Origin of the sequence: Alteraurantiacibacter aquimixticola (assembly GCF_004965515.1) — a bacterium.
GTDB classification, from domain to species: domain Bacteria; phylum Pseudomonadota; class Alphaproteobacteria; order Sphingomonadales; family Sphingomonadaceae; genus Alteraurantiacibacter; species Alteraurantiacibacter aquimixticola.
In genome coordinates, this window is the sequence record NZ_SSHH01000002.1 from 751,178 (window position 1) to 762,877 (window position 11,700).

Consider the following 11,700-nt stretch of genomic DNA (forward strand, 5'->3'; position numbering starts at 1 on the left):
AGCGACATGGCCGCGCTCGCCAAGGGTGGGCGCACGAATTTCTTCGGCTTCCTGCTGCGCCTGCTGGCGCGCCTGCCCTTCCTGTTCATCGCTGGCCAGCTCTATGGCGCCGAGAGCGTCGGCATCTATGCCTATGCGCTGGTCGTGGTGGAGCTCACAGCGCTGGTCTGCTCGATCGGTGAGAAGCGCGGGCTGGCGCAGCGGCTGACCGATGGCGATGGCGAGCAGGCGCCGCTGATCGCCGATTCCATGCTGGTGGCGCTGGTGTTCTCATCCGCCGTCGCCGCGATACTCTATATCTGGCCCGCACCGCTCTTCCCCAATGGCATGGACGGCCCGCTCGACCGCTGGATCGTGCTCGCCATCCCCGGCTACGCGCTGACCGAGATAGTGCTGGCGGCCCAAGCCTATAAATTCGATATCGCCACCACCGTGCGCGCAAGGGCGGTGGTGGAGCCGTGGACGATCTCCATCCTGGCCGGTGCTTTCTATTTCGTGCCCGCCATATCCGAATCGGGCCTTGCGATGGCCTATCTCGCCTCGATCTATGCCGGGCTTGCCACCGCGCTCATCCCGTTCATGCGAACCTATGGCCTGCCCAATGGCTGGGTGCCAAACCCGGCCCGTATCGGGCGGATGGTGGTGCGCGCATTGCCGCTGGCGGTGGCCGATGCGATCGAATGGGGCACGCGGCGCATCGACCTGTTCATCCTCGGCTTTTTTGCAGGTCCAGTGGCGGTGGGCATCTATTACATGGCGCAGCAGGTCGCCAGCCTGCCGCAGAAGCTGAAGACCAGTTTCGAGCCGATCCTGGGCCCGGTCATCACCGCCAAGCTCAAGGAAAAGGACTATGCCGCGATAGCCCGGCAGGTGTGCCAGGTGGGCTTCTGGATCATCGCCATGCAGGCAGGCATCGCGCTGGCGCTGGGCATACCGGGCGAAGCGCTGATGGGCCTGTTCGGCGACGGGGGCGAGTTCGTCCCCGGCACGGGCGCGCTCGCCTTCCTGCTGGCGGCAGAGGTTGTGGCGGCCACGGCAGTCGTTTCCGAGGCGGCGCTGATCTATGTCGCCCGCGTTCGCAATTTGTGGATCTCGATAGGCACGATCGGCCTGCAGGCGCTGCTGACGGTGGCGGTGATGATCGGCATCGAAGAGCTCGACTTCGCCGATCCGGAACGTGCCGACTATTTCCGCGCCGCAGCCGCTGCGGGCGCGCTGATGCTGGCGCTGGGCGCGGCATCGGTGGTGAAGGCGGTCATGCTGTCCCGCATCCTCGGCCATTCGATCAACAACTGGCGCTGGGCGCTGGTCTGGGCGATCGGCGCGGCGGTGATCGTCGGCCAGATCGCGATCATGCTGCCCGAATGGATGGAGCTGGCCTTCGGCGTTCCCGCCATCCTCGCCGTCTATGGCTGGGTCATCTGGACGCGCGGCTTTGGCGAGGAAGATCGCGTGCTGTTCCGCGGCATGAGCAAGAAGGACAAGCAGGCGCAGGCCGCCGGTACGCCGCCTGCTTCATAGCTGGCTAAACGTCACCCAAATCCCCCGTTCACAATCGGTTCACGGCTTTCGCGCAGGATCGCGTGACAGTGTTACATGAGTCTTGAGGGGGAAGAGGCATGCCGACATCGACACATCGCAAGATCACCACCGCGCTGCTGGCAGCGGCTCTGTGCAGCGCGCCTGCGCAACCGGCGCTGGCCAATCTCGAACGCGCGCCGCTCGCCGCACCGGCTTGGCCCGAGCGTTGCGGGCCATCGCCCTTGACCCAGACCGACGAAACCCGCCCCCCTCCCGTTGTGGCCTATGCAAGGAGGCCGGGTAGCGGGCCGAACCCGCCCGCACCTCCGCCCCCGCCTGCTTCTTCTGCAGAACAAAGCATCGTCGTCACGGGTGCGCGAGTCGCCGGTCCCGGCCCCACTTTCATTCCCGCCGTGCGCCCCGCCATCGACCCGGGCCGCGAGCGTTATGAAGGCGAGAACGTCGCGCCAGCGCTGTGGGCGCATGAGGAGCCGGTCTCGACCTTCTCCGTCGATGTCGACACGGCCGCCTATGCCAATGTCCGCCGCTTCCTGTCGGACGGCAACCTGCCTCCGCAGGCCGCCGTGCGGACCGAGGAACTGATCAACTATTTCCGTTACGACTATCCGGAGCCCGCAGACGACGAAGCGCCCTTCTCGGTCACCACCGACATGGCGGTAACGCCGTGGAACGAGGATACGCGCCTGCTGCGCATCGGCTTGCGCGGTTACGACCTGCCGCGTGCGGAACGCCCTGCAGCGAACCTCGTCTTCCTGCTCGACGTATCAGGCTCGATGCATAGCCGCGACAAGCTGCCGCTGGTGCAGACGGCCATGCACATGCTGGCGGGCGAGTTGGGCGACGAGGACCGCGTCTCCATCGTCGTCTATGCCGGTGCGGCGGGCGTTGTGCTGGAGCCGACCAATGACGAATGCGACATCCGGCGCGCGATCGAATCGCTGCGCGCGGGCGGCTCGACGGCAGGCGGAGCGGGCATCCGCCTCGCCTATGACGTGGCGCGCGGCAGCTTCATCGAAGGCGGCGTGAACCGCGTAATCCTGTGCACCGATGGCGATTTCAACGTCGGCGTCAGCGACCATGACGCGCTGGTGGAGCTGATCGAGAAGGAGCGGCGCTCGGGCGTCACGCTCACCACGTTGGGCTTCGGCACCGGCAATCTCAACGATGCGATGATGGAGCAGATCGCCGATCACGGGAACGGCAATTACGCCTATATCGACAGCGCGATGGAAGCGCGCAAGGTGCTCTCCGAGGAGATGGCATCGACGCTGTTCACCATCGCGCATGACGTGAAGATCCAGGTCGAATTCAACCCCGCCAAGGTCAGCCAGTACCGCCTGATCGGCTATGAGAACCGCGCGCTTCGCGAAGAGGATTTCGACAATGACGCGGTCGATGCCGGCGAGATCGGCGCGGGGCACCAGGTCACTGCACTCTATGAGATCGTGCCTGCCGGGGCCTCCGGCTGGATGCAGGGCCGCCGCTACAGCGCGCCTGCCAATACCGCTAACGGCCAGTCGGCGGACGAAGTCGCCTTCGTCCAGCTGCGCTACAAGCTGCCGGGCCGCGACAGCTCGATCCTGTTGCAGCAGCCGGTTTCCGCCTCGCTGATGGATCGTGCCGGTACGGCCCGCGGCGACATGGCCTTTGCCAGCGCGGTGGCCGCCTATGGCCAGATCCTGCGGGGTGACACGCTGCTCAACGGCTTCGGCTTTGACGATACGGTGGAGCTGGCCGGGCGGCAGGATGGCTATTGGCGCGAGGAATTCGTCCAGCTCGCACAGCTGGCAGATGCCCTCGACGGACGGCGCTAAGCCGCGCTAAGGGGGCGGGATGAGGATCCTCAAGAACCCCCGCATCGCCCTTGCCGCCGGAGCCGCCGCCATGGTCGCGCTGGCAATTATCGGCGGCAATATGACCGGGCCCGCGCTGGCGGACAGGCTGGCCGAGCGCACCGTGCCCGTGGTGGCCGAAGCCGGCGGCGGCAACGCGGTGGAAGCGCAGTTCCGCTCTCCCAACGGCCTTGCCAGCCGCCATCCGCTGCTGGTGGGCGGCGAGGGGCTGGACGATTCCACCCGCGCCCGCATCGCCCGCGCTGTGGCCGCCATTCCCGGCGTCGGCGGTATCCGCTGGGCCGATGGCACCATGCTGAGCGAGGGCGAGGCACCGCCTCTCAGGCCGCTGCATTGCCAGGAGGACGTGCAGGCGCTGCTGCGCGCCCGCTCGATCCGCTTCGAGGAAGGTTCCGATCGCCTTGTTCCCGGCAGCGAGCCGCTGGTCGACGAGGTGGCGACCGCCTTGCGCCCCTGCCTCGGCGCGATCATTGAAATCACCGGCCATACGGACAGTTCGGGCACCGAGCCGGGCAACCTCTCGCTCTCGCGCGAACGCGCCGCCGCCGTGCGCAACGAGCTGGTGGAGCGCGGCATCCCGGCTGACGGCTTGCGGATACGCGGTGTGGGCTCGCGATTGCCGGTGGAAGGGCTCGACCCCGCCGATCCCGCCAATCGCCGGATCGAGTTCACCGTGCTCGAAACCGAACCGATCATGCCGACACCGGTCGATACGCCGGGTCCGCGCTAGGTCACACAGACTAGCGCCATTGCCAATAACCCCCACCCGCGATTAGAGAGCGCCCATGCCCATCTGGCTCGAACTGCTTGTCCTCCTGCTGATCGCCTATGCGATCGGCATCGGCATTGGCTGGGCCATATGGGGCCGCAACTGACACGCGAATTATCGGGATAGGGACATGGCTGAACTGCTGCAGGACAACTGGATCTTCATCGTTATCGCGCTGGCGATCGGCATTCTGGTCGCCTGGTGGATCTTCGCCGCCAATCGCAAGACTACCGTGGAGCTCGAACCGAAGGACGAGGATGCCGCGGTGGCCAAGCGCAACCAGGCGCTGATCGACGCCACGCCAGCTGCAGACAGGGCCCCGCCACCCCCTGCCCCGCCCGTGGCGGAACCCGCTCCCGCCCCGGCACCTGCTCCTGCACCAGCTCCCGCCCCCGCTCCTGCCCCTTCCGGCGCGGACGATCTCACCCAGATCAAGGGCCTGGGCCCCAAGCTGAAGATGCAGCTGGCGGAAATGGGCGTGACCAGCTTCGCCCAGATCGCTGCCTGGGACGATGCGGAGATCGACCGTGTCGATGCGCAGCTGGGCCGCTTCCAGGGCCGCATCCGGCGCGACAACTGGGTGGAACAGGCGCGCCTGCTCGCCGCCGGTGATCGTGCTGCCTATGAAAGCCAGTTTGGCCGCAGCTGAGCGCCTGCCGGGAACCTGCAGACGCTTTCGCTCGTTTACCTGGTGTAGACGAACGAAAGAATCACAAGACGCAGGAGAGCCGCCCGTGGCAACGCAAGCACAGACAGAACACCCGCCGAACGAGCACCCGCGCGTGCTTGTTGTGGAAGACGAGTTCATCATCGGCCTCGACCTCGCCGAAACGGTGAGCGATCTGGGCTATAAGGTAGACGGCCCGCATAGCGGCAACAAAGGCGCCTTTCGCGCCATCGGCGAGCATATGCCCGATTTCGCCATTCTCGACATTTTCACCGACGATGGCGAGGTCTATCCGCTGGCCGACGCGCTGACCGCGGCTGGCGTCCCGATCGTGTTCCATTCGGGTCATGTGCCCCCCGCCGAGGTGCGCGAACGCTATCCAAATGCGCAGGCTGCGTCCAAGCCATGCCCGCCCAGCGAACTGATCGACATGATCCGGAAAGCTATCGGCACCACACATTGAAGCGTCCGGCAGCCCTTAATGGCTACCATTAGAACTCCCATTGGCTAGTCTCCTTGAGATCGCTAAGGCGGTTTCAAAGGAGACTTCTTTCATGGCCGGAATGGTGCCTTTCGACTGGGCGGATCCCTTCAATCTCGACGACCAGCTGACCGATGAGGAACGCATGGTGCGCGATGCCGCGCATGGCTTTGCGCAAGGCGTGCTGCAACCGCGCGTGATCGACGATTTCCGCGAGGAGCGCGACGCCAGCGAGCTGTTCCCGATGATGGGCGAAGCGGGCCTTCTGGGCGTGACCGTGCCGGAAGAATATGGCGGCGCGGGCGCAAGCTATGTCGCCTATGGCCTGGTCGCGCGCGAGATCGAGCGGGTGGATTCGGGCTACCGCTCCATGGCCTCGGTCCAGTCCAGCCTCGTCATGTATCCGATCCTTGCCTATGGCTCGGAGGAGCAGAAGCAGAAGTACCTTCCCGGCCTTGCCAGCGGCGAACTGATCGGCTGCTTCGGCTTGACCGAACCCGATGCAGGCTCTGACCCCGCCGGCATGCGCACGGTCGCGAAGAAGGATGGCGACGGCTTCAAGCTGTCAGGCTCCAAGACGTGGATTTCCAACTCCCCTTTCGCCGATGTCTTCGTGGTCTGGGCCAAGTCCGAGGCGCATGGCGGCAAGGTGCGCGGCTTCGTGCTGGACAAGGGCATGGCGGGGCTGGAAGCGCCCAAGATCGGCGGCAAGCTGTCCCTGCGCGCCAGCACCACCGGCATGATCATGATGGACGAGGTTGCCGTGCCCGGCGATGCGCTGCTGCCCAATGTCGAGGGGATCAAGGGCCCCTTCGGCTGCCTCAATCGCGCGCGCTACGGCATCAGCTGGGGTGCGATGGGCGCGGCCGAGTTTTGCCTCCACGCCGCGCGCGAATATGGCCTGGAACGCAAGCAGTTCGGCAGGCCGCTCGCCGCCAACCAGCTCTACCAGAAGAAGCTCGCCGACATGATGAGCGAGATTGCGCTGGGCCTGCAGGGCAGCCTGCGTGTCGGTCGCCTGATGGACGAAGGGCGGTTCGCGCCCGAGATGGTTTCCATCGTCAAGCGCAACAATGTCGGCAAGGCATTGGATGCTGCGCGGCTCGCGCGCGACATGCACGGCGGCAACGGCATTTCCGAGGAATACCAGGTGATGCGCCACATGCTGAACCTGGAGACGGTCAACACCTATGAAGGCGCGCATGACGTGCACGCCCTCATCCTCGGCCGCGCGATCACCGGGATTGCGGCTTTCTGATCAGGCGATGAAGCCCGCCGCGATCCGGTCCGTGTAGTTGAGGATCGGGCCCGGCGTTCCGCCAAGGTTGCTCATCAGCGCCACCGACAGGCCGTGGTCCGGGTAGAGCGCCAGCTGCGCCCGGCAGCCCTGCATATTGCCGGCATGGTGGAAGCGGCGGCCGAGCATGTCGTGGCTGTCGATCCGCCAGCCGAGGCCCAATGCGGGCATGCGGTCGTCGGCCTCGGTCACCGCAGTGAACAGCGTGTCGCGCGCGCCATCGCCAAGAAAACTTCCCGCCAGCTGCGCAGCGCCGAAGCTGGCGACGTCGGCGGCAGTCGCCTGCATCCCGCCACCTGCATATTTGTAGCTCGCCATGCTCGGCAGCGAATTGATCACCGTGGCATCCTCGGGCAGCGGCAGGTCGGGCACCACCGCGCGATACATGGCGGCGGGATCGTAGAAGCTGACCCTGTCGGACACGATGGCAAACCCGTCCTCCGCCGCCAGCGTGGCAAGGCCCAGGGGCGCGGCAACCTCGCGCCGGATCAGTTCGACGAAGCTCGCCCCGCTGGCGCTTTCGAGCAGCGCGCTGATCAGCGTGTAGCCGAAGGTGGAGTAGTTCACCGAAGTCCCCGGTTCGGCCACCAGCGGATCCGCGATGAAGATCGCCAGCGCGTCCTCCGTCCTGGGAAAGATCTTCGCATCGACGCTGCCGGTGGGCGACATGGGGCTGAGGTCGAGCGCGGTGTAATGCCGCACGCCGCCCTGATGGCTGTAGAGCTGGCGTAGCGTGGTGGCGCGATGATGTTCGGGCAATTCGGGCCGCAAAGTACCGATCGGCGCGTCGAGATCGACTACGCCCGCCGCCGCCAGCCGCGCGCCGATGGCGGCGGTGACGACCTTGGAGACGCTGCCGAGCCGGAAGATCGTCTCCGGCGTCGCGCCCACTTCGTGCTCGAGATCCGCCATACCGCGCGCCTCGGCCCAGACCAGCTCTCCATCGCGAACGACCGCGCCGGAAATGGCGGGGATTGGATGTTCGTCCAGCAGCGCGTCGAGCACGGTCGCCGCAGCAGGATTGGTCGCCACGGAACCGCTCATTTGTGCGCGCGCCATTGCGGGTGCGGCCATGGCGCCGAGTGCTGCCCCGGTTGTGAACGTGCGGCGGCTGATCCCGCCCCTTGCCATCCTGTCCATGTCATCATCTCCTCACCTCCCACTGCCGGGAAGCTGGAACGGGCCGCCGTGCCGGTCGAGCGGCGATAGACGAGCGGATGACTGTATTAGATGAGCGACACACTGGGAGATTCGCGGTCGCACCGGCTGTCTTGCGATTGAAACCTTGTGACATCCGGCACGCGCCAGTCCGAAAAGGCAGCTCTGACTGACACAAGTCAGACCCGACCCGGTCGCACCGCATACCCGGCGCTGTCACGATCCCCACCTATCCAGCGAGGCCTCAGACAACACTCACCCTCGGGGGCCCTCATGGACCGCGCATTCAATGGATATTCCGACGGGGATATCGACACCAACCATACCGACAACCCTTCCCTCAACGTGCTGGTCGCCAACCGCCGCCAGACGATCCTTGGCGGCCTGCGCGCCAGTGCGCTGGCCTTTGTCGGCACCAGCATGCTGGCGGCATGTGACGATGACGACGTTGTCGTTGGCGACCCGGTGGTCGATGCCGGCACGGATGCGACCGTATCCACCGGCGCTTTCGTGACCCTGCAGGGATCGGCCACGCAGGGTGCAATCAACCCGGCCAGCTTCGCGCAAACCGGTGGGCCTGCAGTGGAACTGACCACGGGGTCCGGCAACACGGCGACGTTCATCGCGCCAGCCGTTGCCGCTCCCACCGCCCTCACCTTCACCCTGACCGCTGGCGGCGTGTCGGATTCGACGGTCATCACGGTCAATCCGGCTGCGCTCACCTTCAGCGCCGTGCCCAAGAACCTGGACGATATCGTCACCGTCCCCGCCGGATACTCGGTCACCGTGCTCACTCGCCTCGGCGACCCGATCGATGCGGCCACGCCCGACTATGTGAACGATGGCAGCGACGCGAATTTCGCCACCCGCATCGGCGATCATGGCGATGCGCTCTATTACTTCGGCCTCGACGCGGGAGGTTCGCGCGATGACAACAGCTCCGTTCGCGGGCTGCTGGTGCAGAACCACGAGAACCTCAACGAGCAGTACCTGCACCCCGCCGGCCCGACCAATGTTTCCGATGGACCGCGCCCCGCTGCCGAGGCCCTGAAGGAGATCGAAGCGCATGGCCTGAGCGTGGTCGAGGTGCAGGACACCACCGGCGCGCGCGACTGGGAATATGTCCAGAACTCGGCCTTCAACCGCCGCATCACGCCGATGACACCGATGGCCATCAACGGACCGGTTCGCGGCAGCGCAATGCTGGCCACCCAGTATTCCACCAACGGTACCGATGGCCGGGGCACGATCAACAATTGCGCCAATGGCTATGCCGCATGGGGCACGCTGCTGACTTGCGAGGAAAACTGGGCGGGCTATTTCCGCCGCGACGACGATGGCCCCGGCAGCGACAACGCCAACCGCACCGCCCGCGAGCTGACGGCGCTGCGCCGCTACGGCGTCCGCTCCTCCACCGGCAATTATGCCTGGTCGAGCGCCGAACCCTCGCAGGACATCTTCCGCCGCTGGGATGCCCGCGCAACCGGCGCATCGGCAACCGATGACTATCGCAACGAGATGAACCAGTTCGGCTGGGTGGTCGAAATCGATCCCTACGACCCGGCCTCCACCCCGCGCAAACGCACGGCGCTGGGCCGCATGGGCCATGAGGGTGCATGGCTGGGCAAGCTGGTCTCCGGCCAGAAGGTCGCCGTCTATATGGGCGACGATTCGCGCCGCGAATATATGTACAAGTTCGTCTCCGATGCGGCATGGGATCCGGCCGACGCGCACCGTACCGACCGCCTGGCCGTGGGCGACAAATATCTCGACAGCGGTACGCTCTATGTCGCGCGCTTCAACGCCGATGGCAGCGGCACCTGGCTGCCGCTGGTCTTCGGCTCGGTCCCCAACCGCCCGGCAGTCGGCAGCGAGCCCGAATATGTCTTTGCCGACCAGGCCGACATCCTCGTCAACACCCGCCTCGCCGCCGATGCGGTGGGCGCGACGCCGATGGACCGTCCGGAATGGACCGCGCTCAACCCGGTCACCGGCGAGATCTATCTCACGCTGACCAACAACAACGCATCCAACCGCCCGATCGACGGCACCGATGCGGCCAATCCGCGCCACTATGTCGAACCCCGCGGAAGCGGCACGACTACGGGCAATCCGAACGGCCATATCCTGCGCCTGCGCGAAGGGGGTGACAACAGTGCCGCCACGTCCTTCCTGTGGGACATCTACCTGTTCGGCGCGGACTCGATCGATGCCGGCGCATCGGTCAACATCTCCGGCCTCGATGCGGATAACGACTTCTCGTCTCCCGACGGGTTGTGGTTCAGCCGCGAACAGAACCCGGCCGGGCAGATCAACCCGCTGCTGTGGATCCAGACCGACGATGGCGCCTTCACCGATCGCACCAACAACCAGATGCTGGCCGCGCTGCCGGGCTTTGTCGGCGATGGCGAGGCGAAGACGATCACCAATGTCGCCGCGGACACCAGCACTGCGCAGCAAGCGACCTTTGCCGGTCAGCCGGCGACGAGCGCCAACCTCAAGCGCTTCCTCACCGGGCCGCTCGAATGCGAGATCACCGGCGTCGACACTACTCCCGACGGCCGCACGCTGTTCGTGGGCATCCAGCATCCGGGCGAGAATGGCGATCCCGCAAACATCACCAGCAACTGGCCGCAGAGCCAGGAGGGCAATGCCACCGGCCGCCCGCGTTCGGGCGTGGTCGTGGTGACCAAGGACACGGGAGGCGTGGTCGGCCTCTGATCAACCGGCCGCAGCATCCCGGAATGAAGAGGGCGGCAGGGAAACCTGCCGCCCTTTCTCGTTCAGCTGGCGTTACAAGTCTTTCTGCGAACCGCGACCGGCCGGATACCGCAGGGGCCGATTCCATTCGCAGCGCGTTACCTTCACTTGTCCGCGTCACCCGAGCGTGGCGCGAGCGGCTGGGGGACCGCCTGGGCGAGCGCACCTTCGCACTTGTCGCCACGATAGCGCTGGAGCTGCTTTTCCTGGCGGTGCTGCTCTCGCTCGGCATGTATCGCGATGCACCGGAAGTGCAGCCTGCGAGCCGGATCACCACCTTCGACACGTCACAATCACCCGCTCCGGCGGAGGAGGATAGCGGCGAGACGCCTCCCGATGCGGCGCAGGAACAGCCGCAGCCTGCAGAAGTCCGGCCTGCGCCGGTCCGTCCGACCCCGCTCGACATCGTTCCGCTGCCGCGCCCAGTGTTGCGGCCCATACCGGTGCAGCCGCCGATCCCCGAACCGGTGGACACCCCGCCCGACGACCGGCCGCGTGCCGTCATCCGCGCAGACCGCACCTATGGCCCGCCCGACACCGGTGGCCGCAGCAGAAGCGGGGACAGCGAGATCGTCGGCACCGCGCCGGATGGTGAGCCGCTCTATGCCGCGCAATGGTTCCGCAAGCCCACGCGGCAGGAAATGTCGGGCTATCTTTCCACCGTAGAGGCCCCGGCATGGGCCTTGATCGCCTGCAAGACGGCGCCGCGCTGGGCAGTGGTCGATTGCGTCCCGATCGACCAATATCCGGCCAGCTCCAACATCATGAATGCGGTGCTGGCAGCGGCATGGCAGTTCCAGGTCCGACCGCCCCGGCGCGGCGGGGAAACGCTGGTCGGGTCATGGGTGCGCATCCGGATCAGCTACGGCCGATCCTAGGCTTTCGGGCGGGAGCGTCAGGCCGCCGGCTGGCCATTCTCCGATGCGAGGTTAAGCAGCGCCATCGCCGCTTCGTGCAGGGCCCTGCGGGTGACGATATTGCGGGCCGGCCAGCTGTCGACCACGCCCGCAAGCTCCGCCAGCAATTCGGCTTCATCGCTGGTGACGTCGTCGCTCAGCCCGTGAGCCTGCATCACCCAGTCTGGCGAATCGATTGTCTCTTCCATTCCCTGCCCCTTGCCCATGCGGGCGAAGGACAGGGTCTGGTCAGTCAATGTTACAGTTCGGAGACTCT

General features: G+C 66.1%; 10 protein-coding genes. 8 read left to right on the forward strand and 2 right to left on the reverse strand.

Annotated features, from left to right (window positions below):
* Positions 1–6 precede the first annotated feature (6 nt).
* The 6 genes from E5222_RS10160 to E5222_RS10190 all read left to right on the forward strand — a co-directional run bounded on the left by E5222_RS10160 (position 7) and on the right by E5222_RS10190 (position 6,570).
* On the forward strand, positions 7–1,521 hold the full coding sequence (locus E5222_RS10160; RefSeq protein WP_136693821.1) for a lipopolysaccharide biosynthesis protein: 1,515 nt from the start codon (positions 7–9) through the stop codon (positions 1,519–1,521).
* A 98-nt stretch (positions 1,522–1,619) separates the two neighbouring features.
* Positions 1,620–3,356 (forward strand): vWA domain-containing protein, encoded by a 1,737-nt coding sequence (locus E5222_RS10165; RefSeq protein ID WP_136693635.1) that lies wholly within the window; start codon positions 1,620–1,622, stop codon positions 3,354–3,356.
* A gap of 19 nt (positions 3,357–3,375) precedes the next feature.
* Positions 3,376–4,125: an OmpA family protein gene (locus E5222_RS10170; protein ID WP_246021667.1), complete on the forward strand. Its 750-nt coding sequence runs from the start codon at positions 3,376–3,378 to the stop codon at positions 4,123–4,125.
* 169 nt (positions 4,126–4,294) lie between these two features.
* A complete protein-coding gene (locus E5222_RS16535; RefSeq protein ID WP_169053548.1) occupies positions 4,295–4,813 on the forward strand; it encodes a helix-hairpin-helix domain-containing protein in 519 nt (172 codons plus the stop codon).
* A gap of 85 nt (positions 4,814–4,898) precedes the next feature.
* Positions 4,899–5,294: a response regulator gene (locus E5222_RS10185; RefSeq protein ID WP_246021668.1), complete on the forward strand. Its 396-nt coding sequence runs from the start codon at positions 4,899–4,901 to the stop codon at positions 5,292–5,294.
* Between the two features lie 91 nt (positions 5,295–5,385).
* Complete coding sequence (locus E5222_RS10190) at positions 5,386–6,570, forward strand: acyl-CoA dehydrogenase (RefSeq protein ID WP_136693637.1); 1,185 nt, start codon at positions 5,386–5,388, stop codon at positions 6,568–6,570.
* On the opposite strand, the gene E5222_RS10195 is transcribed toward E5222_RS10190, so the two are convergent.
* The gene (locus tag E5222_RS10195; RefSeq protein ID WP_136693638.1) at positions 6,571–7,749 is read right to left on the reverse strand and encodes a serine hydrolase domain-containing protein; all 1,179 of its coding nucleotides are present in this window, start codon (positions 7,747–7,749) and stop codon (positions 6,571–6,573) included. It lies immediately after the preceding gene.
* Positions 7,750–8,040: 291 nt separating this feature from the next.
* Here E5222_RS10195 and E5222_RS10200 point away from each other — a divergent pair, with 291 nt between their 5' ends.
* Together E5222_RS10200 and E5222_RS10205 are read left to right on the forward strand one after the other, a co-directional pair.
* Positions 8,041–10,488 (forward strand): PhoX family protein, encoded by a 2,448-nt coding sequence (locus E5222_RS10200; protein ID WP_136693639.1) that lies wholly within the window; start codon positions 8,041–8,043, stop codon positions 10,486–10,488.
* A 23-nt stretch (positions 10,489–10,511) separates the two neighbouring features.
* Positions 10,512–11,405: a hypothetical protein gene (locus E5222_RS10205; RefSeq protein WP_136693640.1), complete on the forward strand. Its 894-nt coding sequence runs from the start codon at positions 10,512–10,514 to the stop codon at positions 11,403–11,405.
* 17 nt (positions 11,406–11,422) lie between these two features.
* Here E5222_RS10205 and E5222_RS10210 read toward each other — a convergent pair whose 3' ends face one another.
* On the reverse strand, positions 11,423–11,680 hold the full coding sequence (locus tag E5222_RS10210; RefSeq protein WP_136693641.1) for a hypothetical protein: 258 nt from the start codon (positions 11,678–11,680) through the stop codon (positions 11,423–11,425).
* Positions 11,681–11,700: the final 20 nt, after the last annotated feature.